Raw genomic sequence first — 24,891 nt, 5'->3', positions numbered from 1 at the left:
GGACGAACTGGATCGAGCCCGATCGGTTCATCGGTAACCGCGATGGTATCCTCTAGAGCGACCGTGACCACGGTAGATCCGGGCAGTGCGCGGCAGACCGCTGAACCCGGAGGGCTGTTCGTCGTTGGCCCAGTCGAGCGGATAGGTTGAGACCGAGTCCGGCCAATGGGCGGGCGTCACGAGGGTCCTACCGCAAGTGCGGGCCGAGCCGGCCGGTACGGCGTGGTGCCGGTCGCGCGTTCGGTGGTCTCGATTATTCCAGTGAGTTCGGTCCGTCGAGGCCTACCGTCCGAGACCGGAGGCTCGAGCACGATCAGGGGCGTAGTTCGCAGTAGCCTTCCGGCGGTACGCCCTCGGCTATCCATCCGATCATCGCGCACAAAAGTATGCCTACTCCGACGACGGTGATCGCGACCGGAATGAAGGCGCTGAGACGAGAGCTACTGGGTATCCGGCGCAACAGGGCGTTGGCGGCCACAGCTGTGATCCCCGTTGCGGCACCCATGAGCGGCATGACGACGAGAGCGGTGACGAACAGGAAGAAAATGGCGAAATTCCCGCCGGCTTCGCGGTCCTCCGCGCAGCCGTGCCAGGAAGCCAATATGATTGCGCACGTCAGCACTGCTGCGGCAACTCCGCCGAGTATGTACAGGAGAAGCCACCAGGCGGGCCAGCGGCGGCGTTGCCCCACGGTGTGGTCGTCGGTGAGACCGGACGACGGGCCGGGCCCTGTCATCCGAACCCTGTCCGGCAGCCCGGGATTTTGTAGTTGATGACGACCTCCCGCACGCAAACCCCGCCCGCCACATTCAACACTCGATATGCGGGCATCGCAGAACTACGGCCATGCCCGGCCGGGCTGGCGGTCGACGAATGAATGGCCGGATGCGGACCGGTCGGGCAGGGCCGTCTGAGCGGGGAAGCTACGCCTGGCACACGAGGTACCAGGACCCGAAGCGCTCGTTGTACACCCACTCGTAGTGTCCGCCGTTCTCGCACGGTTCACCGGGTTGATGCTGCCCGTCGCCGCCCTCCGGTGGCGGCGGCGGTGGGTTCGGAATTCCGAGACCGGCGCTCCCCGTATCCACTGCCGGTGCGGCCGCCGCCATCGGGGCCACCGCGCCGCCGAGAACCAACGCCGTCAACGCCGCGAGGGCAAAGAGACTGAAACCCCTCTGTCTCATGGAAGTCCTTTCACATCACACTCGAGCGAACACCGCCCAACCCGGTAAGGGCGAATCCGGTTCGATCCGGCAGTTTTGCCGCTTCGACTGTACGCAGGGCTCTTGACAACCGGATCGGTAATATTGCCGGTGCGGCTCGGCCGGGCTTTCAGACGCCTCGCGGCACCCAACCGGAATACAACCGACCCGAACTCACTCGGGCCGGCTCCTGGCCGTCACGAAATCGAGCGGTTTCCGGGCAGCTCCCGTGCCAGGATCCGGTGTATCGCCAGGATATCGAAATTTGCATACGCCTCGGCAACGTCTTTCCCTCTTGAATGGAGGCATGGCACCTCACCAATCACTATCGGCGTCTGCCGTTCGTACCCGCAGGACTGTGCTCGTCGTTCTGGCGATTTGCGGACTGGCGATCGTCGCGTATCTCCTGCGGCGGCCACTGTTGATGCCGCTCCGGTCGGAGGGCAGGGGCGGCGTAGGCGAAGACTTGCGCGTTTGGCTCTTCACGTTCAACGGTGTGGTACTTCTGACTCTGGTCGCACTGCCTTTGGCCGCGCTGGTGGTGTGGGCGCTGGCCCACCGGCGGACGGTCACCGGGACGCCGTCGGCGTGGGCCTGGCGCAAGTCGACGGCGGAGGTCGGCATCGTCTACGGGACTGTGCCGTGGATCTGGCTGATCATGATGCCGGGTGAACAGGCCGGCGCCGTCCCCGGCCGGGTGAGCCTGGTTCCGCTGCGGGACCTTGTCGCGATCCTGTCGGGCGGTCAGATGACGGCGACGATCCAGGTCGTCGGCAACTTGTTGGTGTTCGCGGCGCTGGGTTTCTTCGCCCCGCTGCGGTTCGCGTCGCTGGCGTCGGTATCGCGGATCCTGGTATTCGCGGCGGGCTGCTCGGTCCTGGTCGAGGTCGCGCAGTACGTGCTGCAACTGGATCGGGTGTCGTCGGTGGACGACGTGCTACTCAACGCGTCCGGTGCCGGGTTGGCCGCCCTGGCTTCGCGCACCTGGTGGCGCGTTCCGGCCGCAGTATCCGCGGGCCGGCCCCGACCGGCGCCACGACCTGCCTGAGCTCCGTAATCGCGCGGTGCTCAGGAAGGAGGGGTGAGGGGCCGTGGCGTCGCCCCTCACCTCACTGTCCGGCCATGTACTGGGCGGCGGGTAGTTGCACGGCGACGTGGAGCCCACCGCCGGGGCGGGGGCTGAGCGTGAGGGTCCCGCTGTGCGCTCGGATGATGCTATCGACGATTGCCAGGCCGAGGCCCACGCTCGCGTGATGGTTGCGTACTCGTTCGGTGCCGCGCCGGAACGGCTCGACAAGGGTGGAAACCAGTTCGGGGGTGAGTTGCGGTCCGGTGTTCTCGACCGTGAGCACCACACTGTCGGAACGGGTACTGGTCGTCACCCACACAGCACCTTGTTCCGGAAGGTTGTGCACGATCGCGTTGTCTACGAGGTTCGTGGTCATCTGCAGCAGGAGCGCGGGTGAGCCGAGGGCGAATGCGATATCGCCGGAAGCGTCGAGAGCGATGTTCTCGTTTTCCGCCGAGGGTAGAAGTGTCTCTATGGCTTCTTCGGCGAGGAGTGACAGGTCGACGGGTTCTCGGGTGAAGGATCCTTGGTCGGCGCGGCTGAGTAGAAGCAGCGCCTCGGTGAGTTCGATCGCGCGGGCGTTGACGGCGTGGAGGCGATCCACCAGTTCGCCGGTGTCGCGGGTGTTGTCGTCGCGGGCCACGTCGAGAAGTACCTGGGTGATCGCCAGCGGAGTGCGCAACTCGTGGGAGGCATTGGCCGCGAATCTGCGCTGTTCGGTGACGTGTGCTTCGAGCTGTGCCAGCATGCTGTCGAAGGCGTCGGCGAGTTCACGGAGTTCGTCTCTGCGCCCGGGTAGCCGGATCCGGTGGGACAGAGAGCCATTTGCGGCCATGCGGCTGGCGTCGGTGATGCGATTCAGTGGGGCGAGCATCCGGCCGGCGAGGAGCCACCCGCCGACGAGACCGAGTACGAGCAGGAACACCAGTATCGCCGCCGCCTTGGGAGCGAAAATGTACAGGAGGTTGGCGCGGATGGGAAAGACGTCCTCGGGGTTCGACGAGCCGGTGCTACCCGGCACGATGAGCGCGCGCTCGGGGATGTACCGGAGCAGGAACACCCACACGGCGGCGAGCAACAGGATTCCCGCGAGCATGAGGAAGCCGGCGTAACTGAGGGTGAGTTTGAGGCGGACACTCAAACCGGGCGCTCTGACCATCCGCAACTCCTCCTCAATTCCTGCCGGACCCGGTGTCGATGCGGTAGCCGACGCCGGCCACGGTGGCAATGACCCAGGGCTCACCGAGGCGTTTGCGCAATGCCGAGACGGTGATGCGCACGGCGTTGGTGAACGGGTCGGCATTCTCGTCCCAGGCCCGCTCCAGCAGCTCTTCGGCGCTGACGACACCACCATCGGCGGCGACGAGCACTTCGAGCACAGCGAATTGTTTCCGGGTGAGCGCGACATAGCGGCCCTCGCGGTAGACCTCGCGGCGGAACGGGTCCAGACGCAGTCCGGCGACTTCTCGTACGGGCGGTCGGGAATGGGCCCGTCTGCGGTCGAGTGCTCTGAGCCTGAGTACGAGCTCTTGCAGTTCGAACGGTTTGGTGAGGTAGTCGTCGGCACCGAGGCCGAACCCGGTCGCCTTGTCGTCGAGCCGGTCGGCAGCGGTCAGCATCAGGATCGGCATACCGCTGCCGGAGGCGACGATGCGTTGAGCGATCTCATCTCCGGTAGGTCCGGGGATGTCACGGTCGAGGACGGCGATGTCGTAGGAATTGATGCTCAGTAGCTCCAGGGCGGTGCCGCCGTCCCCGGCGATATCGGCGGCGATCGCTGCCAGACGCAGGCCGTCGCGTACTGCTTCCGCCAGGTACGGCTCGTCTTCTACGATCAGTACTCGCATATTGTCACAATGCTACGAGCCGGTGCATATCGTCGGTATATCGAAAAACGCATACGTGGTGGCAACGCCTGGTTGTCTTGACTGGTGACATGTCGCTCTACGAACCGGTACGAGCAGCGCCTCGCCGAATCCGACCGGCCACCCTCGTTGTTATGGTTGTCGTCGGTGCGGTCGCTATCGGTGCTCTCGTCCACCTGGTATCCCGCCCCTCCTCGACCGCACCGACCGATGTTATCGCGCACGACGACGACCGCGGCTCATCGGGTGCGGCAGATCCACAGTCCCCGCGTCGAAGGGGTGCCTCGGAGCGTGCGACGCGGTCCGGCGGCACCGTCACCGAGGGTGCCGTCCCGCTCGGCGTGACGGTCTTCGACGACGAAATTCCGGCCGTGGCCAACCTCCGGCCCGATCTGCTCGGTGCCCTGCGCCAGGCCGCGACCGACGCCGCAGAAGACGGAATACAGTTCGTTGTCAACAGCGGCTGGCGTTCCGCGCAATACCAGGGGCAATTGCTCCGAGAGGCGGTCGTGGAATACGGCTCGGCAGAGGAAGCGGCGCGCTGGGTGGCCGCCCCTGACAAGTCTGCTCATGTGTCGGGCGACGCGGTCGATATCGGTCCCTCCGAAGCATCGACATGGCTGTCCGAACACGGCGCCGGGTATGGGCTGTGCCAGATCTACCGCAACGAACCCTGGCATTACGAACTCCGTCCCGAAGCTGCCGATCACGGTTGCCCGCCCCAGTATGCCGACCCCACCGAAGACCCGAGGACACAGCAATGACCAGATTGCCCGTCATACTCCGGCCCGTGGGAACCGAGATCGGCGTGTGCCGTTGCGGGTGGTGGTCGTAATGGGCGGTGTCGCGGTGATCGATCCACAGGCGGAGACACGCGCCGGCGCCGGTACCGTCACAGCTCCGGCCGCCTGGCATCCGATGACGCGGATCGCGTTCCGGTTCTGCGTCGTCTATTTCGGCTTGTATTTCCTGCTCGCCACGCAGAGCCTGGTTCTGCTGCTGGGTGTCCTCCGCCGCGTGATCGGCGGAGACGTCACGCGCTGGGGGGCGCTATCGGTGACCGATCCGGTCACCGGCTGGGTGGGCAGGACCTTCTTCGGCGTCGACGCGGTGCTGCACAGGGACTCCGGTTCCGGAGATCAGGCAGCGGTCTGGGTGCTGGCGTTCTGCGTCCTGGTCGTTGCGGTCGTGGCGACCGCGGTGTGGACCGCCCTCGATCGTCGTACGTCGTACCCCCGGCTGCGGGCATGGTTCGTCTTGTTTCTGCGGTTGTGTGTGGGCGCGCAGATGCTGTCGTACGGGCTGGCCAAGCTGATCCCCACTCAGATGCCCGGTCCCACACTGACGCAGCTGTTGCAGCCGTACGGAGATCTGAGCCCGTCCTCGGTGCTGTGGCTGCAAGTGGGCAGCTCCCCTCCTTATGGGATGGCTCTCGGTGCCGTGGAGGTGGTGGCCGGGCTGCTGCTGTTCGTGCCCCGGACAGCGTTGCTGGGTGCGGTGGTGAGCGTGTTGAGCATGGCTCAAGTCTTCCTCTCGAACATGACCTTCGATATAGGGGTGAAGCTGCTCTCGTTCCATCTGTTGCTGGCCGGCCTGGTCTTACTCGCCACGTACCTCCCGCGCCTCGGCGATGTGCTGGTACGGCAACGCGGGTGCGCACCGCTGACGCAACCCGCGCTGTTCACCAGCGACCGCGGGAACCGCGTCGCAGCCTGGCTGCAGGTGGCCCTCGGCCTCTACATCGCGGTGGGAGGCGGTTGGACCCATTGGACCGTCTGGAATGAGCAATACGGCCCCGACAGCCCCAAGTCCGAGCTGTACGGCATCTGGGAGGTTCAGGACTTCACCGTCGACGGGCAGCCGGTGCCGCCGCTGACGACAGATACTTTTCGCTGGCAAAAGCTGATTTTCGACGACCCCCAGGATGCCACCTACCAGCGGATGAACGGTGAACTGGTGCCGGTCCGCGCCGACTTCCGGCCCGGCGCACAGTTGGAACTCACCGCCCCGGCCGGTACGACCGGCGGGATAGCCGCCAGCAGGAAGACCGACGGCCGGCCGCCTTTCGCGACGCTGTCTGTCGAGCGACCCGACCCGGACCGGCTGTCGCTACATGGGACACTGCACGGCCGTCCGGTGACGATTGGCCTCGAGCGGGTGGACCCGAACAGCTTCACCCTGCGCAGCCGCGGATTCCACTGGGTGCAGGATTACCCGTACTACCGCTGACCGTGATAACCGTACGGGATGGTGAGGCCGCTGTCCGGGAGCGCCCCCACCGCTCCCGGACCAGGCCACTTCCCTCCGGATACCGGCTGCGCTCCGAGCGCATCGCCGGCCCCACCGACCCGAGCTGACGTGCTGCCTACCGGATTGTTTTCTCGATCCAAGGAATGAACGGCTCGAGGTTGGTCGCGCCCGCGTGGTTGGTTCCACCACCCGGCGCGGTGGAACACAGGTTCGGATGCGCGGTCGTCGAATCCATATCGGCGATATGGATTCCGACCACTCGCCATGTCCGGTCCACATACTGCAACACCGGTGATCCGCTGTCGCCGAAACACGGGCCCTCTGCTTCGCCGCTGGCCGCGACGAAACACATCATGGTCTTTTCGAAGAACAGGTTCTCGTTGTTCGCATCGAACAGTTTGCAGTCCTGAGCGGGGACGCGGCGAATCTCGAGTTGCCTCAGATCGACCGGAGTGGCTTCACGGCAGGCGGGATCGTTGATATCGATATCGCAGGTGGTGCCCCATCCTGCGGTGAGCGCGGTGGAACCTGTTCCGCCCATGACACCGAGTGGATACGGTGTGTCGCCGACGGGCTTGGCAAGCCGCACCAGCGCGATGTCGTATCCGAAATGTCCGCCCGGTTGATATTCGGGGTGCTGGATCACCTCGGCGACTTCGGTTTCCTGGCCGCCCGAATTCCATTGCAGGGAACCTACCCGGGCCTTGCCGTGGATATACGGTTCGCAATGTGCCGCCGTCATCACCCACTGCGCGGCGACGAGCGTTCCGCCGCACTCGTGGTATCCCTCGCCGGAGGCGTTCAGGCTCTGCAATGACACGGCCCAGGGAACGGTCGCCTCTTCTCCTCCGACCACCATGGGATCCACTTCCTGGGAGGGCGGTGGCGGTGGTGGTTCAGCCGTCGCCGGGGCTGTCGGGCCGCTGAATGTCCACACCATCAACGCCGCGGCCACTGCGAGGCCGAAACCGTTCCGTCTCATAGGATTCCCCTTGCATCGCGATTCTGCCGAACGCGGCCCCGCGCCGTCCAGGCTCGAAATCTGTTCCACGCCTTGATTTCACGGATACTTGTGGGGCCGAGGCGTGGCCGGGCATGATCGTAAGCTCGGAGATCCGGCGATCGGATCAGCGAGATCACCGGTCACCGGCTGCGACGCGGACCCTGCCCGCTCGATGCCGCCGCCATGTCCAGGTATCTGCGGGCGTGTGCACCGCTGCGTCGCCGGCAGCGCGACAACCAGTGGTTTCACTGATTCGCAAGATTGCGAAATCGGCAATAATGTGCTTTCTCCGTCGCCGGATCGACCTGATCCGGCTACGAGACCGCGGCTCCATACGATCGGACAGCCAGTTCATGACCTACCCACCGCCCCCGCAGCCGGGCCCGCCGAACCAGTACGGTCAGTGGCCCGCATATCCGCCCGGGGAGCCACCGAAGAGTAATCGAGGGCTGATCATCGCGCTCGTGGTCATCCCGGTGCTTGCGCTCGTCATCGGGCTCACGGCCTGGATCCTCGTCACGGGCGGTGATACCGGCAGGGAAAGCCGGGGAACCGGCGTTCCGTCGGCAGTGTCCAACACGAGTCCTTCCCCCGCAACCGGCGACGAAACGACGCTGCTGGCCACCGCCCGTGCCTACACCGACGCGGTCAATGCCTCCGACGAGGCCGCGGCGACGGCATTGACGTGTTCCAAGGCCGATCCCGGCACGATGTACGACGCGCTCGCCGGCGAAGCGACCGCCGTTGTCGGTGAAGCGCTGCTCTCCCGGAACGGTGCCATGGTCGATATCACCGTCGAAGGTGTTATGGATCAGCCCATCCCACTGCACTTCGAGTACCTGGGCGGAGCCTGGTGTGTGGCGATGTGAACCGAAGCCTGGCGTGTTGCCCGCGGCGGCGGTCGTGATCGTTGCTCTTCTCACGGGCTGCGCCGATCGAATCCAGGGCACCGCGACGGCCGGTGACGATGTGGCCGGCCCCGCGACGATCGCGATCGCGACGCCGTCGTCGTCCGAAGCTGCGACCGGACGGCCTCCGGACGGCAGTGGGCTCGCCACACTGCGGCCCTGCGAATTGGTCGATGGCCCTGGGCTCGCATCACTCGGGCTGACGGACGGCAAGGAGAAGAAGATCGGCGCGGCCACGGTATGCCGCTACCGGCACGAGGGCCCGACTCTCACGGAGAGCTACACCGTATCGGTCGAAATATTCCCCACGCGCGGCCTCGACGATATCGTCGGCGAGGACATCCAGCCGGTTCAGATGGTCGGTGGCCATGAGGCGGTGACTTTCTTCGCCCCGAGCGGTGGATGCGGCGTCGGCCTCGGCGTGACGGAGACGTCGCGGGTCGACAGTACGGCCGTCGGCGGTGATGAGGAGCTGGCGTGTAGGTTGGCGGCCGATCTGGCGGCGCTGGTGGCACCGGCGCTGCCCTGAGGTTCGGACGGCGCACGCCGGCTTCCCGCCGCACGGGTGCGGAGTCCACCGATAGCAGCGCGCCACGCTGCGCAGGCAGCGTCGTTCGCAACGAATGAGTCGCGCCCGGATGCACCGGGTTCGGACCGGCAATCGGCGCTTCGGTCGTCGCTGGTGGCTCTTACCGGGCACGCGGTGCCGGGTTGTGTTGCCGGCGAACGCCGATGCGCACCGTGTCTGTCCGCGCTCCCATGGCCGAGCTGGGCGCGCATCGCGTCACCACAGGTGGCCTCACCCGCCGGCCACCGAGCATCTCGACCCGGCTCGCGCCGACTGCGTGAAAAGACGATGTGCAGTCGGCACATCCACCTCGCGGCCGCTGGTGATTCCCGGGCCGGGCCCACGAACTGCCGAGGTTTGCGGCATTACGGGGGAGGAGTTGTCCCTGCGAAGGACGGGGTACCGGCGAGTCGGCCGCCGTCGATCACCAGGCCGGTACCCGTGACGAACTCCGATGCGGGCCCGCACAACCACAGGATCGCCCGGGCGACCTCGTCCGGGCGGCCGAGACGTCGCAGCGGCAGGGTGCCGGCGACCGCGGCGCGGGCGCCGGCACCGGCACGTTCGAGACCGTCGGTGCGGATGGGCCCGGGCAGGACCGCATTGACGCGGATACGGTCGGCAGCGTGGTCCAATGCGGCGGTGCGGGTCAGGCCGATCACGCCGTGCTTGGCGGCCACATAGTCGGCCAGCCCGGCAATACCTTGGTCGGCGGCGGTCGAGGCGACATTGACGATACTGCCGCCCGCGGTCATGGCCGCGATCTCGGCGCGCAGGCACAGGAAGACCCCGCGCAGGCCGACCGCGATCGTGGTGTCGAACTGTTGCGGAGACATCGATACCAGCGGCGTCGGGCGGCTGCCGTGCGCGGCGGCATTGTTGACGGCCATATCGAGCCGGCCGAACCTGGCGACGGTGCCTTCGACGAGCCGGGCGACCGCGGTTTCATCGGCCACATCCGCCGGGATGACGTACGCGGAGCCGCCACTGCGGGTGATCTCGTCGGATAGGGCGTGCAGCGCGGCTTCGCCGCGGGCCGCGAGGACGGTGTGTGCGCCGGCGGCCGCGAAGGCGCGAGCGGTGGCCGCGCCGATACCGCGGCCGGCGCCGGTGATCAGCACGACCTGGCCGGTGAATTCGCCGTCGGTGCCGGTAGGAGAAGCGTTCATACCGAGAGCCTGCCCGCGGGGGCCGGTCCCGGGCATCGGCCACCTGGCCATTCTGGGCGCGGACCTCGGATGGCGGGGTGGCCGATCCACGACCGGCCGGGCGGAAACCAGGAGATACCCGCCCGGCCGGCGCTACCGCGATTCGAGCGGACGGACCGCGGGCGAGCCGTGGCCGGTCCGGGCTACGACTCGCGCCGCGGCAGCCACCGGACGGAGCCGACCACGAGCCCCAGCATTGTCGGGAACCGGCCGATCGGTACGAGCACGATGAGTTCGTCGGAGAACAGTGCCGCCGCCCCGATGAGATCGAGCCCGGCGAGCGTACCCAGGACGATCGCCGCCCGCCTGCCGGTACCGGCCCGGTCGAGGACGAGCGCCCAGCCGAGTACCACTCCGCCCAGTAGCAGTGTGTGCACTGGGCCGCCGAGCGCGAAGGCCGCACGGCCGAGCGTTTCCATTGTATCCGCGGACAGCGACGTGCTCCGTGCCCCGAGAACTCCGACGCATACGCCGCACGCGGCGAGCGTTGTCGCCGCCGCGGCACTCGATATCCGGACCAGGCGCGGCCCACACGCCGACGGCGCCACCACCGCCAACCGGCGCGCGAGGTATACACCCGCGCCTGTCAGCGCCGCCGCGGCCGCCACCATCAGCGCTCCGGACGAGATCACCGCGATGTGGTGGTCGGCCCACTGCCGGAAGTCGGCGGTGGAGGAGCCCGGAGGTGGCATGGTCCCCGCGCCGGCGAGCGACGGCACGGCCACGGACAGCGCGAACAAGGCGAGGAACGAGCCGAGGGCGACGAGAGGCCCGCGGTCCGTGCCGCGGGCATCGTCGGACCTTGTGCGAGCAGGTGCGGTCAACCCGATCACCGCCCCGGATCCTGGGCGAGCGGTCCGAGTACCGCGCGGGCGATCTCGATCTGGCCGGCAAGCGTCGGATGGACGCCGTCCTCGCCCACCAGCTCGGGTGCCGCGGGGACACCGAGGACGGTGGTCAGATCCACCACCGGCCCACCGAGGGCATGAATCCCTTCGCTGAGCTGCTGCACATCCGAATTGGCCCACGAGGACTGCCCGAACCGGAATGCCGGAAACGCGCCGGCCCGGACCTCGTCGACGGGCGCCGGGGTGACCCAGATCCAGTGCGGCGATACCAGGGTCTGCGCGATCCGCCGCAACTCCGCCAGGTTGGCAAGCGATTCGGCCGGGCTCACCTGGGTTTTCCGGGGGTCCGGCCCTACCCGGGTCACATCGTTGCCGCCCAGCGCGCAGACGACGACATCCGGTTTCGTGACGGTCAGTGTGGCCGGCCACGACCGGGCGATCATGGCGGTGGTGTGCGCCGAGAGCCCGTGGTTCACCAACTGCACGGTATGGCCGGAACTGCGCAGGTCGAGCGCTGCCCGCAGGATCTCGACCCAGGATTGCAGGTCGTCGGTGAGACTGTCACCGGCCACCAGTACCGTGCTTGGGCCCGCCGCTGACCACCGATCGACCCTCGCGGCCGCCTCGGTGTCTGTGAGCAACTGCTGCGCCCCTGCTCGCGCGGCCGCCGCGAATCCCTCACGCAGTGCCTGGTATTCGGCCGGATCCAGACCGAAGATGGCCGGCTGCGCCGCATGCATACCGGGCAGGTATCCGTACATCTTGTCCAGGTGCGTGTACTGCAGGAACCGGGACGCCGCCCCGGCCGGGGAACGTTCCCCGGTGACGGCCGGACTGCTGTTCATCTGGTGCCCACCTCCTGCCGCTCGGCCGCGGCGAACGGGCCGGGGCCACCGAGCGGGCTGAACTGGATCGAGGCCAGCCGCCAGTCGCCGTCCTGCCGTACTGCCGTATGGGTCACCCGGAACCGGCCGTCGGCGCGGGCACCCGCGAATGTTGCCTGCTGCTCCTGGATGCCGACCACGACGGCCGCGTCGCCGTAGACCCGGACCGACTCCGACGTCCAGTCCAGCCGCTCCATCCGTAGCCCGCCGGTCCCGAACCGCCCGAGCCACTGCCGACGGTCCAGGACGAATCCGGCCGCGCCCACCAGCGTGAAATCGTCGGTGCCCAGCCGGTCCAGCTCGGCGGCGTCACCGCCCAGTTCCGCGGCCGCCCAGCGCCGGCCCAGTGCGAGTACATCCTCGGTGGTACCCATGATCGTTCTCCACTTGTCGATGGATCGTCTGACCTCTCGACCATCTCGCCCGGCCTGCTCCGGAAGCATCGGCCACCTGGCCACGGCCACCGGGCGAGGTGGTCAGCGGTCGTGCCCGTGTAGCAGCGCGGTGAGGGCCGTCCGGTTCGGCACTCCGAGCTTGGCGTACACACGCGCCAGATGGGCCTTCACCGTGCTGCGGCTCATATAGAGCCGGTTCGCTATCTGCGGATTGCTCAGCCCCTGCCCGGCCAAGGTCGCGACATCGAGTTCGGTGGGGGTGAGCGCCCCCAGAACACCGGTCGCGGGACCCCGCGGGCCCCGGCCGCGGACCAGCGCGTGGACTACGAGATCGGTGTCCGCCTGCCAGGCTCCGGCATGGATCCGTTCGAACGCCGCCGTACCGATATCGCCGCGCATGCGGGCGAGCAGGCCGGCGTGCGATTGCGCGTCCTGCGGCGGCCGCGGGTGCCCCATCTCCGAGCGGATCCGGTCGGAGATCGCGATGAGCCGGACGGCCTCGTCTGTATCGCCCGCCGCGTACGCGATATCGCCGAGCCCGTCCAGTGTGGTCGCGTTGCCGAGCGAAATCTTGGTGTCCCGTCGGATCACCAGCGCCCGCAGATGGAGCTCGCGGGCCCGCGCGAGGTCGGCACGGACCAGCCGGGCGTGTTCGTCGAGCAGGTCGGCAAGCTCGAACGGGGCACCGAAATCGCTCAGCAACCGGTGCCCGCGCACCGCCCACTGTTCGGCCTCGCGCGAGCGGCCGCTCCGGCGTAGCGCACTCACCAGGCCGGGGATGCACCGGGCCGCGGTCCAATCCCGATCCCGCTCCTGTAACCGCGCCACGCCGCGGTGGAACCAACCGAGCGCGGCATCGTGGTCGCCGAGCCACAGATGTGTGAGGCCCAGCGGCACCACGAAGCCGACGGCGTCGGCCTCACGGCTCCGGCCCAGCGCGTCCACCACCGGCTCCAACAGCCGCAGGGCGCCCTGGAGATCACCGGATACCGCCAGGGCATGCGCGGTGTTGCCGGACAGCGTCCCATTTGCGAAGTAGTCACCCAGCGGAGCGACCAGTTCGATCGCGCGGCGGCCCGAATCCACCGCCGCGGCCACGCGGCCACGGGTCATTCGGGTGTAGATCGCCACCCCGGCGGCGAAACCCCCGCAGAACCGGTCGCGGCGGCGCCGGGCGCGTTCGGTGACCCTTCCGGCGAGGGCTTCGGCTTCGTCATTGCGCCCCCGAGTTACCAGCGAGTATGCCTCCAGTACCCCCGCCCAGTCCGCCGCGAACACATCGCCGACCTCAGTGGCTTGGGCCCGGGCGGCCGCCGCAGTGGACGCGCATTCACCGAAGTCGACGAAGAAGTGCGCGAACGCCGAAGCGGCGAGACAGCGGGCGCGCGTCTCCCGATAATCGGCGGCGCGCCCGGCCGCCGCCGTGACCTCCGGAAGCTGTCCGGCGGCCATCGCCAGCAGCGCCCGCCCGGTGTGTAGCCGCGCGATCACGCTGGTCTGGTCGCCGGGGCACACCGCCAGGGCCCGGTCGATCGCCCGGATGCCGCGGCCGATTTCGCCGCTGACCAGCCACGCCTCCGCCATCGCCGCGGCCAGCCGCGGTCCGCGGTCCGATCCCGGACGGTCCGGGACCGATCCCCACTCCAGGGCGGTGGCGATATCGGCGCGGTGCGCGGCGAGCTCGGCCCGCCACCGATCCTGGTCCTCGGCCAGGCCCGATTGTGCTCGCTCGGCCAGGGCCAGGTGAAAGTCGAGGTGCCGATCGTGTACGGATTCGGTTTCGGCGGCCGCCGCCAACCGCTCCAGGGCGAATTGCCGGACGGTGTCGAGCATGCGGTAGCGCAGCTCACCGCCCACCTCCACGGTCAGCAGCAGCGAGGTGTCGAGCAGTCTGGTCACCCCGCGCAACGCGAGGCCGAAGGACCCGGTCGTGCTGTCGTCGCCGGACACCGCGGCGGCCGCTTCGACCGTGAACGGACCGTGGAAAACCCCGAGTCGGCGAAACAACCGCTGCTCCGGCTCGGTGAGCAGGTCGTGGCTCCAGGTCATGGACGCCAGCAGCGTCCGGTGGCGGGGCGCGGTACCGCGAGGGCCCGAGACGAGCAGTTCGAGCGCGTGGTCCAGGCCCGCCGCGATCTGGGCCAGCGACAGGGCGCGCACCCAGGGGGCAGCCAGTTCGACGGCCAGCGGTAGATGGTCGAGCCGCGCACAGACCGCTCCGACACCCGCCGGGTCCCGCGCGCCGTCGAAATCCGGAAGTACCAGGCACGCTCGGTCTTCGAAGAGCCGCACGGATTCGGCGGGGCGCAGCGGTGGCACCCGCCATACCGTCTCACCGCCGACGCCCAGCGGCTCCCGGGCAGTCGCGAGAACGGTGATCCGGGGGCATTCCGTGAGAACCGAGGCCACCAGCTCCGCCACGGGCTCGAGCATGTGCTCACAGGTGTCGAGCCACAACACCAGGTGGCGCCGGGACAGTGCGGCCACGAGGGCTGCGGACCCGGTTCCCCCCGGCTCCAGCGCTATACCGGCCGCGGCGGCGACCGTGGCGCACAACAGTTCGGGATCGGACAGTGGCCCGAGGTCCACGTCCACGGCAGGTTCGGGCCACAGTTCCCGCAGGTCGGTGACCAGCCGGCCGGCGAGGCGTGTCTTCCCGCAGCCACCCACACCGGTCAAGGTGACCAGGCGCCGGCTTTGCAGCAATCCGCTCAGTTCCGCCAGTTCGGGTTCCCTGCCCACAAAGCTGGTCCATTCACTTCGTGAACTGTTCACCTGGTCTCCTGATCCACGGGTGCCGCACGACCCTGGTGTGGCGAATTCCGGTGCCCTCGATCAGTCCGTTTCACGGAGCGCCCGGCCCTCGCCCAGGACGATCCGGGTGAGTTCGGCACGGGAACTGACCCTGGTCTTGGCAAAGATTTTCCGTAGGTGGTAGTCCACGGTGCGTGTACTCAGAAAGAGCTGACCGGCGATCTCACGGTTGGTGAGACCGTCGGCGACGGCCTCGGCGATCCCGGCTTCTTGAGCGGTGAGCGCGGCAATGCCGTCGGTGATCGGACCCTTGCGGGTTTCCCCCGCGGCCCGCAATTCCTCCCGGGCGCATTCGGCCCATATCCGGGCACCGAGGGTTTCGAAGGCCTCGAGGGCGGTCCGGAGCGGCTCCCGCGCTTGCGAAGGCCGGCGTTCGCGGCGCAGGTGTCGTCCGTAGAGCAGCTGGGTTCGTGCCTGTTCCAGCGGCTGGTCCGCCTGTGCGTGCAGCGCCAGCGCTCGGCGGAACTCACCGGATGCGCTGTTACCGGTGGCCAGAAGTGCCCGGCAGCGGGCCGCCAGTGCGTTCAACTCCGGTTTGCCGGCCGTACCCGCCCAGCGGTTGAAGGAGGTGAGCGGTTCGGCGGCGAGTTCCGGTCGATCCGCCTGCGCCGCGGCCTCGACGAGATCCGGAACCTTCACCATGGCCAGTCCGAGATACGAGCCACCCGGCGAAGCGAGATGCGCCAGTGCGAGGTCCGGGCGGCCTGCGGCCAGTTCGATCATGCCCAGCGCACGGCCCGCTGTGACAACCGGCGCGATCATACCCCGGGCGGTACCGTCGGCGACGACCTCGCGTGCGAGGCGCACGGCCAGTTCCTCCTCCCCACGCAGCGCGGCCAGCAGGGCGAGCGACCCGCGCAATGCCAGACCGGCGTTGAGCTGGCCGGTCTCCTCAGCGATCCGAAGTCCTTCCTCTGTGTATGCTGCCGCCGAGCGGAAGCGGCCGGCCTCGATATCGTTGCCGGCCATTCGCCACAGAGCCCAGGGAAGAAGCACCACGGCGCCCAACCGGCGGGCGTGATGCAATGTCAGCCGGCTCAACCGCCGCGCCCGGTCCTTGTGTCCCAGTCCGAGCATGAACCCGCTGGCCCACCACAGCCAGGCCGGTTCGGTCAATTGTTCCACCACATCGAGATCGCCGGGTGCCAGCCCGGGCTCCCGTCCTGCGCGCACCCGGCAACTGCCACGGAACAGCCGACCGAGCACATCCTCGATTCCGTCACCTACCGGATTCAGCCGCTCGGCGGCTTCGGCTACCTCCGACCATGCGTTGGCGTTCGCGCAGAACGATGCCTCGTTGAACAGCACCAGCAGCGGAAGGGCCTGTCGGCCGTTCGTCTCCGCCGCTCGCGACAGGATGGGGCGCAGCATCGGCAGTGCCGCGGCGGGAGCACCGGTGTGCAATTCCAGCGACGCCCGCAGCCAGACAATATTCCACCGCAGCGATTCCCCGGCGTGCCGGTCGTTCTCGATGCTCGCGAGCATCGAGGCGGCGCGATCGAAATCCCCGCTGGCCCACCACGCGGCGGCGGATTCGAATCGGCGCTGCGCACGTCGCGGCCCGGCAGCACTCAACTCCGCGGCACGGGCGAGCAATGCGGCCCCGGTCGCCGTGCTCACCCGGGCGGCACGATGGGCCGCCCGCTCCAATTCCCCGGCGACCGCCTCGTCCTCCCCCTCGGCGGCCTGCCCCAGATGCCAGGCCCGCCGGTCGGCCGTGCCGGGGTCGCCGTCCAGCGCGGTGGCCATCGCGCGGTGGGCCCGGCTGCGGTGGGCCGGGTCCGCGCCGTGATAGACCGCCGACCGCATCAGGGGATGCCGGAACGCCACGGCCGAGGTGGAGTCGACCATGAGCAGATCGCCGGCCTCGTCTATTCCGCCGGCCGGCCATCGGACAGCGAGTGACTCGAGGGCCCGGCGTAATACATCGGATCGGGTGTGACCGTCCACCGCCACCAGCAACAGCAACATTTGTACGGGTTCGCCGAGGTCCCGGGCACGGTGGGCGAAGGCGTCCTGCAATTCGGCGGCGAGCGGCAGCGGATCCGGCAGCACATCGGCGCAGAGGGCAGTGAGCGGAAGTTCACGAAGGGCCAACGGGTTGCCCACCGCCGCGGTGAGCGCGGTCTCCTGCTGCGCGGCGGACAGCCCGTCGCCGGTGCGTTCCAGCAGCAGTGCCCGGGCCGACTGCCGGTCCAGGCCGGTAAGCGGAATATCCAGTACCCCGCTCACGATATTCAGGCGTTCGGTGGTGCGTGCGGCCAGCACCAGTGCGATCGGTTCGGTTTCCAGCCGCCGCGCCACGAAATCGAGAACCCGCGCCGAGGGTCGGTCCGCCCACTGCGCATCGTCGACCAGGCATACCAGCGGCTGCTCGCCGGCCAGCTCGGAGAGCAGCGACAGGGTCGCCAGACCCACGAGAAACTGGTTCGGAGGGTGACTCGCGGCCGTCCCGGAGACGGCTCGCAATGCTTCGGCCTGGGGCGGTGGCAGCCGGTCGATCGAGTCCAGCGCGGGAGCAATGAGACGGCGCAGCGTCGCATATCCGAGTTCGGCTTCCGGCTCCACGCAGGTGACGCGGAAGACCTGTGCCGCCGGAATACGGCGGACGACCTCATCGATCAGGGCGCTCTTTCCGATCCCCGGATCCCCATGCACCACCGCGGCGCCACCGACACCGGCCATTGCCCGATTCACCAGGTCCGCCAGTAGTGCCTGCTCCTTTTTCCGGCCGTGCAGTACCTCCATCCGGCTATTAGAGAACAAGCACGCCAGCGATCGGTAGCCTCGGCCGTCCAGGGGTGTGTAGACGGGTGATTTCACCGATTCACAAGTGCACGGCGGTGGCGAGAATATGGCTTGCTGTGCCGGTTGGGCACGGCGAGTTCAGCGCAGACCGTGTCCCGGTGGTTCGCCGTGTAGTGTCTGCGCGGGAAGTGGATCTGATGCCCAAATTCCTGTTCATCGCCGCCGCCGCTTATCTCGCGCTCATCGGTCTGGCCCTGCTGGTGGTACCGGCGCAGTTCGGCGTCGGTGCCGTACCCGAGGACGCGTCGCCGGAACTGATCGCGCTTCTGCGGTTGCTGAGCGGCCCCTTCCTCGGTGTCGCGGTACTGAACTGGATATCGCGCAAGGCGGAACCCGGTACGGCGCGCACCGCCGTGCTGCTGGCCGATCTGGTCGGCTTCGGTGTCGTCGCGGTGAACGATATCTGGGGTGTGATCAGCGGCGATGCCCGTGACCTGGCGAGACTGTTCCTGATCGTGCACCTCGCGTTCGCGGTGGCCTTCGCCGTCGCCTGGTGGCGTTCGCGTCGTGCCCCGGTGCCCGCGCCCTGAGCGCGGCCCCGCCGGCGGCGGTCGCCGCCCCGGACCGGCTTCCCGCAGGTGGCGGCCTTGACGGTCCCGTTCTGAGCTAGCCTCGGTCGGTGCTGCACGGTCGTGAGAAGGAACAGGAAGCGTTGGCGGCCCTGGTGCGGCAGGCACTCGCGGGGCGCGGCGGTGTGGCCGTCGTGCACGGGGAACCGGGGATCGGCAAGACTGCACTGCTGGACAGTGTCGCTGCAGGGGCTACCGCCGCCCGGGTACTACGTGCGACCGGCGTGGAGCCCGAATCCGATTTCGGGTACGCGACGTTGCACCAATTGCTGCTCCCCGTGCTGGATCGGATACCTGAACTCCCGAGTCCACAGGCCGATGCCCTGGGGGCGGTTTTCGGGCTCGCCGCGGGCCCGGCACCGGATCGCTTCCTGATCGGCCTCGCGACCTTGTCGTTGCTGTCCGAACTGGCCGGTGAGCAGCCGGTGGTGTGCCTGGTCGATGACATTCACTGGGCCGACCGGCCCTCCATCAATGCGCTGGAATTCGTGGCGAAACGGATCAGGACCGAGCCCATTGCCCTGGTGCTGGCGTTGCGGGCGACCGAGGAGCCGCCGCTCGTGCCGGCCGGCGCGTTCGACGTACCGCTGGCCGCACTGGAGCGTACGGCGGCGCGGCGGCTGATCGAACAGACCGGGCGACATCTGACACCGTCCCAGCAGGATGCTGTTCTGGATGCGACCGCAGGTAATCCGCTGGCGATTGTCGAACTCCCGGTCGACGCCGTTCCCACCGGTATGACACCGTCCACACCCATACCGCTGGCGGACAGTTTGCAGGGCGCATTCCTCGCACGGGTGCGGCGGTATCCGCAGACGGCGCAGCGGCTACTGCTGCTGATCGCAGTGGCCGGCCAGCTCTCGCCCGAGCTGCTCGGTCGAGCGTTCGGCGCGGCGGCGGTCCAGGAACTCGACGGGCTGGGAGAACTCGTCCGGACGGACTCGACGACGATCGTGTTTCGTCACTCGCTCATCCGCTCGGCGGTCTACCACGGCGCGACCGTAGGGGAGCGCCGCGAGGCGCATCGGGCACTGGCCGACGCGATGGGTCCGGCGCCGGGGGACGCAGCTCGCCGCGCCTGGCATCTCGGGCAGTCGGTCTACGGCCCGGACGACGAGATCGCCGAGCAGCTCGGCCGGGCCGGTCGCGCCGCGCGGGTCAATTCGGCGACATCCGCTGTACTCCTGGCGCGTGCGGGTGAGCTGAGTACCCGGGGACCGTGGCGGGCACGGCGATATCTCGAATCGGCCGCCGCGTGGTGGAACGGCGGCGATACAGATCGGGCCGCGACCATGCTCGCGCTCATCGACCGGGAAGAGTCGACCGACGAATCGGTACGTCGCGGCATCATCTGGTTGCGGGCTTCGATGGAATTGCATACGGGCCTGCCGGAAGATGCGGTGGCCATGCTGAGCCCGCTGCTTCCGGCGCTCACGGAAGCCGAACCACGACAGTCGATTCCGATGCTGATGCTGTTCGGCGAAGCGGGCTTTCACGCGAATCTACCCGCGGTGTGGTCGGAGGTCAGCGATATCGCCGAGCGATTGCCGCTCTCCGGGGACGGTCCCCACGACGCCATGCTCAGACTGTTCCGCGGCGCGTGCCGGGTGCGGGCCGGGAAACCCGATGGGCTGGTGCCCGGCGACCGCGAACTCGTGGAATCGCTCACCGATCCGGCCATGCTCTGCTGGGCATCCGGTCTGTTGTGGGGGCTGGGCGACCGCGAACGAGGACGTCGGCTGAACCGGGCGGCCGTGGACGCCGCCCGGCGGCTCGGCGCGGCGGGCATACTCGTGTGGGCGCTCGAGCGTGCGGTCGGTGACGATATCGCCGCCGGGCGTTTTCGCTCCGCGGAGATATCGGCCGCGGAAGGCCGCCGGATCGCCGACGAGATCGGCCACCCCAACGCGAGCTGCTGGCACCGCGGCGCGCTGGCGCTGCTGGCCGCCGTCCGGGGGGATGAGCAGCGCGCGCGCGACCTCGCCTACGCGGTACTGGCGGAAGCAGTACCGCGGCGGCTCGCCGATGTAGCCATCACCGCGCGGCGCGCTCTCGGCCTGATCGATCTGGCCGCGGGCCGGCCGGCCGCGGCGTTGACCAATCTCCGGCCACCTGGCGAGTTCGTGCATCCGGGGGTTCTACCCGCCTATACACCCGATCTGGTGGAGGCCGCTGTTCGCGCCCGGCGACCCGAGCTGGCCGCCGCGGCCTTCGAACCACTCGATGCCGCGGCGGCGGCATCGCGCGCACCTGAACTCATGGCATCGGCGGCGCGCTGCCGGGCCCTGCTCGCGGCGTCCGGCGCGGCCGAAGACGAGTTCCGCCGCGCCCTCGTCCTGCACGAAAAGTGTGATCTGCCGTTCGAGTACGCCCGGACGCAGCTGTTGTTCGGCGAGTATCTGCGGCGCCGCCGGCGGCGGGCCCAGGCCCGGGTCCCGCTGCGTGCCGCCTTCGACATCTTCCGGTCTTTGGGGGCCGGAGCGTGGACGGAGCGCGCGCGTGCGGAGCTGCGTGCCGCCGGGGACCGGGTCGAGCCGTCGGCGACGACGCTGCGGACCGACGGATTGACGCCGCAGGAGATGCGTATCGTCCAGGCCGTGGTCGACGGGTTCACCAACCGTGAGATCGCGGCGCAGATGTTCCTCAGCGCGCGCACGATCGACTACCATCTGCGGAAGATCTACACCAAATTGGGTGTGCGATCCCGTGCCGACCTCATCCGGGTCTCGCTCACCGGCGATCTCCGCCATCATCTCCCGGCGCAACGGTAAGGAGTATCGGCGCCCGAGATGGTGATGACGAGCCGACCCGCAGACGATACGTGGAGGTCAGTAGGACACCCTTACCGGCTAAGCACCGAATCGACCGCCACCGGACAGCCATCGACGCCGGTACAGGCCACTTATCGGAGGGCGGAAATCGCAAGAAGGCGACCTGTTGTTGGCCGGGCCAGTTGAAATCACCGGTTTCCGGCCACCGTCCGGCGGACTACGGTGAATGGACTCGGGGCTTCCCCGTTCGTACGCACCAGCCGCCACCCGCGGGCACCACAGAGACGAGAGAGGTACCAGATGGCAACGTTGACAGTTGATTTCATCATTTCGCTCGATGGGTACGCCGCGGCGGAAGGCTGGCCCGGGCTCTGGGGTATCGAAGGTCCCGAGTATCTCGCCTGGAACAAGGAAGAAGCCGAACGCGACCAGATCGTCCTACTGGGCGCGACCACCTACCGGATGTTCTCCGGATTCACCGCCGACGAGGTCGGCATCGCCACACTGATCGCCACCCCGAAAGTCGTCTTCTCCTCCACCCTGGAACAACCGCTGTCCTGGCCCAACTCCGAACTCGCCGCCGGCGACGCCATCGACACCGTCCGCACGCTGAAATCCGGTTCGACCCCGCTGCGCACCATCGGCAGCCTCACCCTGTGCCGCTCCCTCCTCCAGGCCGGTGTGGTGGACCGCTTCCGTGTGGTCGTCTTCCCGTTCATCACCGGTAGCGCCGGCCGCGAACGCATCTTCGACGGTTACCCCGACCTCGCCCTCGATCTGATCACCAGCCGCACCTTCGACGGCTGCCTCCAACTCCTCGAGTACGCGCCCCGCGTCATCGACGGCCCGCCGAAGAACACCGCGCCGAATCCGGCCGGGCTCGAGTACTGAATTGCTCGCGGCCGTCGCCTGACCAGCCCGGCCGCAGGGCTGTACATCGTCGTCGATGCCCCGGACCAGCGGCGCTATCGCCGAGAGGGGCCACCGTGGAGGTGGTTGTCGGCGCCGTAGCGCCGGTTCTCGGCCGGACACAGTCGGCGCCGCCGGCAGGAGCATGCAGCCAGTGGTGCTTTCCCACTGACGGCCACTTGGCGCGAGCCGACCGGCCGTCACGGCATCCCACCGCAACATGATGGCTGTCCGTCGGGCTGCGTGGCCATGACCGCGGGGTCGTGGTCGGGCAGGTCCTCGTCGACCGGACCCGGAGCCACCGGCCGAGTGCCGACGAGGGTTACGGCGGAGAATGCCTCCGGGTGGTCCAGCGCCGCGACCTGAGCGACCATTCCACCGACGCCGACTCCACCGAGATGGGCGGTGTGGGCGCCGAGCGCCCCGACCAGCGCGGCCGCGTCGGTGGCGAGGTCTCGCAGGTCGTATGCCGGGTTCTCCGGGTCGAGGGTCGTCGACGCACCGGAGTCACGCAGGTCGTAGCGGACCGTGCGCTGCCCGCCCGATGCGAGCCGCTCGCACAGCGTGTCGGGCCAGGACAACATCGTCGTGCCGCCGACCAACAAGACCAGCGGATCGTCCTCGCGGCCGAAGCTCTCGATGCCCAGATCCACGCCGTTGGCCCGCACCGAGGTCATATCCGATCGACGCGGTCTCGTCATTCCTGGTCTCCTGTCCGTCGATGTTCCCATAAGGGATCGACGACGTATTCGTCCGAAAGTCATCGGTGCAGCCATGAGCGCCCCGGCCCGTCCCGCCGCTGGCCGGGGCAGGAGCTGCGCCCGGTCGCCGAGTCTGCGGCTGTGCGAGACGTGGGTCGAACGGTGACCGTCCGGTGACGGCCGCAGTGGTGGGCGGGAGCACGTTTCCGGAAGCCGGGCCGGCGGACGGGGCGAATGATGGGGCCGACCAGTAGACGACTCGTGGAGGTAGTGATGCGGCCGGTGGTACTGCTCGTGGCAGCAATCCTTTTCGCGGCGATGGGTCTTTACGCGCTCGTCGTGCCGGCGAAACTGACCGCGCCCTTCGGTATTCCGGTGAGCACGGCCACCGGGCGCTCCGAGATTCGCGCGGTTTACGGCGGATTCGGGTTCGCGGTCGCGGGTGCGCTCGGCTGGGCGGCGCCGGCCTCCGGAGAACTCGGCCGGGGCGTGGTGCTGGCGGTGGCCGTCGCGCTCGCCGGGATGGCGGCCGGCCGGGTCGTCTCCCGGGTGCTGGACAGTTCGGTCGCCTTCTATCCCATCTGGTTCTACTTCTGGGTGGAGGTGGTCGCGTCCGCCGCATTGGTCGCGGTGGCTTGAAAGGTGATAGCCGCCGCCAGGTCGGCCGGGATACCGTCGTGCGCCAGCAGCAGCGTGATCCCGAAATGATCGGCTTCGATCTCCCGCCCGGCCGCCGCGGCCTCGGTGTTGATCGCCGCCACCCCGGCGGCCGCCTCGGCGGGTGTGAGGAAACTGCCCAGCCAGCCGTCGCCGTACCGGCCGATACGCCGGAACGCGGCGGATGCGCGTCCGCCGAGCCAGATGTCCAGGGGCCGGGCCGGACGGCTGCCCACCCGCGCCCCACGCACGGTGAAGTAGTCGCCGTCGTAGTCGACATCGTCTTCACGGGGCACGGCGCGCAGCAGCCGCAGTAATTCGTCGAAAACGTCGCCGCGCCGCCCGGCCACCGGGAACAGATCGCGCTCCTGCGGGGTGGCCGGCTGCAACCCGAACACCGGCAGCACCCGCCGGGGCGCGAGCGCCGCCAGGGATGACAGCTGTTCCGCGACCAGGACAGGATGGCGTCCGGGGAGGATGGCCACCGATGTCCCGACCTTCATCAATTCGGAGAACCACAGCGAATCGATCCCTTCGGCCTCCAACCGGTCCACCAACTCCGCCAGTTCCTCCGGACGGCTGCCGGAGCCCGTGCCGACGCCGAATCGAATCTTCATCACGCCACTCCTGGTCTGGACACGAATTGCCCGTATCGCGACCCTACGGCGTCGGGCCCGTGACGGCCCGGGCCCCTGGTTCGCGCGGGACCGTGGATCGGCCGGTACGCCGTAGGGGTCGCCGGTCACGGGGCTCGTGGACCGGCAGCGACGGGCGCGAGCGGCGGTCCGATCGTCCGAGGTGCGGAATTCGTTACACATTTCGCCCATCCATTTCTGGGCCGGCGCCGAATACCAGGTGGTATGTCTCATAGCTTCAAGCCATAACTGCTGTTCGGGCGCTGAGCTCGGTCTCGTCCATCGGCTGTCGGGGGCTTGGGTGAGAGCGCAACCGTAAGAGTCCGGGTGCCTGCCCGGGCGGACAACGAAACCAGAGAAACGAGGATGGAAATGGGACTGCTCGGTGGTCTGCTGGATCTCGTCGGTAGCGTCGTCACGAACCTCGCCGCTGTCGTCGGCGGCCTCGGCGGCGTCCTCTTCTGAGTAGGACGCTCCGCTGGCGGATGTGCTCGTGAACACTGCACCTGACGAGCTCTTCCGTTCGGCCGAATTCGTTGTGGGGTGCCCGCTCCGGTCCACCGTCGCGCGGTGACGGCCGGGGCGGGCATTCCGATGTGGCAACTTCTTTCGCGCCGGGCATGGCAGTGCCGTCCCGGCGCCTTCGTTCGCGGTGAGGAGTTCAGTTGCTTCTGAGCGTTGTCGGGCAGCTCGTCGGCACGGTGCTGGATCTCGTGATCGCACTGCTCGTTCCCTAGACGAGTAAGTCCAAACCCTGGTCAATGGTCGTAGGCGATCAGTGACCGGGTGACCGGTGCGCCGATCGTGTGGTTGTGCCAGATCGCGGC

The 24,891-nt window shown here is 68.4% G+C and carries 21 protein-coding genes and 1 pseudogene; 9 read left to right on the top strand and 13 right to left on the bottom strand.

The genetic code is table 11. The annotated features are described in order from the left end of the window. Positions 1-313: 313 nt before the first annotated feature. Positions 314-736, bottom strand: coding sequence for a hypothetical protein (locus ABZV91_RS16565; RefSeq protein ID WP_355241821.1), 423 nt, complete (start codon positions 734-736; stop codon positions 314-316). A gap of 187 nt (positions 737-923) precedes the next feature. Beyond that, the gene (locus tag ABZV91_RS16560; protein ID WP_355241819.1) at positions 924-1,184 is read right to left on the bottom strand and encodes a hypothetical protein; all 261 of its coding nucleotides are present in this window, start codon (positions 1,182-1,184) and stop codon (positions 924-926) included. Between the two features lie 514 nt (positions 1,185-1,698). Here ABZV91_RS16560 and ABZV91_RS16555 point away from each other — a divergent pair. Then, positions 1,699-2,250 carry a VanZ family protein gene (locus ABZV91_RS16555; protein ID WP_355241816.1) on the top strand — a complete coding sequence of 184 codons (552 nt, stop codon included), beginning with the start codon at positions 1,699-1,701 and terminating at the stop codon, positions 2,248-2,250. A 61-nt stretch (positions 2,251-2,311) separates the two neighbouring features. Here the strand turns inward: ABZV91_RS16555 and ABZV91_RS16550 are convergent, their stop codons facing one another. Both ABZV91_RS16550 and ABZV91_RS16545 read right to left on the bottom strand, forming a co-directional pair. Continuing rightward, entirely contained in the window at positions 2,312-3,430 is a 1,119-nt protein-coding gene (locus ABZV91_RS16550; RefSeq protein ID WP_355241813.1) for a HAMP domain-containing sensor histidine kinase, read from the bottom strand. 13 nt (positions 3,431-3,443) lie between these two features. After that, complete coding sequence (locus ABZV91_RS16545) at positions 3,444-4,118, bottom strand: response regulator transcription factor (RefSeq protein ID WP_355241810.1); 675 nt, start codon at positions 4,116-4,118, stop codon at positions 3,444-3,446. Between the two features lie 152 nt (positions 4,119-4,270). On the opposite strand from ABZV91_RS16545, the gene ABZV91_RS16540 reads away from it, so the two are divergent. Continuing rightward, positions 4,271-4,900 (top strand): M15 family metallopeptidase, encoded by a 630-nt coding sequence (locus ABZV91_RS16540; RefSeq protein ID WP_355241807.1) that lies wholly within the window; start codon positions 4,271-4,273, stop codon positions 4,898-4,900. Between the two features lie 154 nt (positions 4,901-5,054). After that, positions 5,055-6,365: a DoxX family protein gene (locus ABZV91_RS16535; protein ID WP_355241830.1), complete on the top strand. Its 1,311-nt coding sequence runs from the start codon at positions 5,055-5,057 to the stop codon at positions 6,363-6,365. A 136-nt stretch (positions 6,366-6,501) separates the two neighbouring features. On the opposite strand, the gene ABZV91_RS16530 is transcribed toward ABZV91_RS16535, so the two are convergent. Continuing rightward, positions 6,502-7,368, bottom strand: a complete 867-nt coding sequence (locus ABZV91_RS16530) for a serine protease (RefSeq protein ID WP_355241804.1) — start codon at positions 7,366-7,368, stop codon at positions 6,502-6,504. Between the two features lie 260 nt (positions 7,369-7,628). Here ABZV91_RS16530 and ABZV91_RS16525 point away from each other — a divergent pair, with 260 nt between their 5' ends. Both ABZV91_RS16525 and ABZV91_RS16520 read left to right on the top strand, forming a co-directional pair. Next, positions 7,629-8,258, top strand: coding sequence for a hypothetical protein (locus tag ABZV91_RS16525; protein ID WP_355241801.1), 630 nt, complete (start codon positions 7,629-7,631; stop codon positions 8,256-8,258). A 16-nt stretch (positions 8,259-8,274) separates the two neighbouring features. Further along, positions 8,275-8,826 carry a DUF3558 family protein gene (locus ABZV91_RS16520; RefSeq protein WP_355241798.1) on the top strand — a complete coding sequence of 184 codons (552 nt, stop codon included), beginning with the start codon at positions 8,275-8,277 and terminating at the stop codon, positions 8,824-8,826. 404 nt (positions 8,827-9,230) lie between these two features. Here the strand turns inward: ABZV91_RS16520 and ABZV91_RS16515 are convergent, their stop codons facing one another. From ABZV91_RS16515 to ABZV91_RS16490, 6 genes are all read right to left on the bottom strand, one after another. Continuing rightward, positions 9,231-10,034, bottom strand: coding sequence for an SDR family NAD(P)-dependent oxidoreductase (locus tag ABZV91_RS16515; RefSeq protein ID WP_355241795.1), 804 nt, complete (start codon positions 10,032-10,034; stop codon positions 9,231-9,233). A 182-nt stretch (positions 10,035-10,216) separates the two neighbouring features. Continuing rightward, a complete protein-coding gene (locus tag ABZV91_RS16510) occupies positions 10,217-10,906 on the bottom strand; it encodes a hypothetical protein (RefSeq protein ID WP_355241792.1) in 690 nt (229 codons plus the stop codon). Beyond that, the gene (locus tag ABZV91_RS16505) at positions 10,903-11,766 is read right to left on the bottom strand and encodes a GDSL-type esterase/lipase family protein (protein WP_355241789.1); all 864 of its coding nucleotides are present in this window, start codon (positions 11,764-11,766) and stop codon (positions 10,903-10,905) included. The genes ABZV91_RS16510 and ABZV91_RS16505 overlap by 4 nt, the downstream gene beginning before the upstream one ends. Next, the gene (locus tag ABZV91_RS16500) at positions 11,763-12,179 is read right to left on the bottom strand and encodes a nuclear transport factor 2 family protein (RefSeq protein ID WP_355241786.1); all 417 of its coding nucleotides are present in this window, start codon (positions 12,177-12,179) and stop codon (positions 11,763-11,765) included. The genes ABZV91_RS16505 and ABZV91_RS16500 overlap by 4 nt, the downstream gene beginning before the upstream one ends. Before the next feature lie 102 nt (positions 12,180-12,281). Beyond that, positions 12,282-14,975 carry a LuxR C-terminal-related transcriptional regulator gene (locus ABZV91_RS16495; RefSeq protein ID WP_355241782.1) on the bottom strand — a complete coding sequence of 898 codons (2,694 nt, stop codon included), beginning with the start codon at positions 14,973-14,975 and terminating at the stop codon, positions 12,282-12,284. Positions 14,976-15,035: 60 nt separating this feature from the next. Continuing rightward, positions 15,036-17,762, bottom strand: a complete 2,727-nt coding sequence (locus ABZV91_RS16490; RefSeq protein WP_355241779.1) for an AAA family ATPase — start codon at positions 17,760-17,762, stop codon at positions 15,036-15,038. Between the two features lie 197 nt (positions 17,763-17,959). Between ABZV91_RS16490 and ABZV91_RS16485 the strand changes: the two genes are divergently transcribed. The 3 genes from ABZV91_RS16485 (at position 17,960) to ABZV91_RS16475 (ending at position 22,053) form a co-directional block, all read left to right on the top strand. Then, positions 17,960-18,352 carry a hypothetical protein gene (locus ABZV91_RS16485; RefSeq protein WP_355241776.1) on the top strand — a complete coding sequence of 131 codons (393 nt, stop codon included), beginning with the start codon at positions 17,960-17,962 and terminating at the stop codon, positions 18,350-18,352. A gap of 89 nt (positions 18,353-18,441) precedes the next feature. Next, on the top strand, positions 18,442-21,162 hold the full coding sequence (locus ABZV91_RS16480) for an AAA family ATPase (protein WP_355241773.1): 2,721 nt from the start codon (positions 18,442-18,444) through the stop codon (positions 21,160-21,162). Positions 21,163-21,462: 300 nt separating this feature from the next. Next, positions 21,463-22,053, top strand: a complete 591-nt coding sequence (locus ABZV91_RS16475; protein WP_355241770.1) for a dihydrofolate reductase family protein — start codon at positions 21,463-21,465, stop codon at positions 22,051-22,053. Positions 22,054-22,319: 266 nt separating this feature from the next. Here the strand turns inward: ABZV91_RS16475 and ABZV91_RS16470 are convergent. Then, positions 22,320-22,748 (bottom strand): annotated as a pseudogene (locus ABZV91_RS16470) (alpha/beta hydrolase); the annotation flags it as partial. Positions 22,749-23,045: 297 nt separating this feature from the next. On the opposite strand from ABZV91_RS16470, the gene ABZV91_RS16465 reads away from it, so the two are divergent. Further along, complete coding sequence (locus ABZV91_RS16465; protein ID WP_355241767.1) at positions 23,046-23,411, top strand: DUF4345 family protein; 366 nt, start codon at positions 23,046-23,048, stop codon at positions 23,409-23,411. On the opposite strand, the gene ABZV91_RS16460 is transcribed toward ABZV91_RS16465, so the two are convergent. Continuing rightward, positions 23,360-24,046: an LLM class flavin-dependent oxidoreductase gene (locus tag ABZV91_RS16460; protein ID WP_355241764.1), complete on the bottom strand. Its 687-nt coding sequence runs from the start codon at positions 24,044-24,046 to the stop codon at positions 23,360-23,362. The two genes, ABZV91_RS16465 and ABZV91_RS16460, sit on opposite strands and share 52 nt — an antisense overlap. Positions 24,047-24,891: the final 845 nt, after the last annotated feature.

Source organism: Nocardia sp. NPDC004568 (genome assembly GCF_040609955.1).
Lineage (GTDB): Bacteria > Actinomycetota > Actinomycetes > Mycobacteriales > Mycobacteriaceae > Nocardia.
Note: the sequence above shows the minus strand (reverse complement) of the source record. Positions and strands in the feature narration are given on the sequence as shown.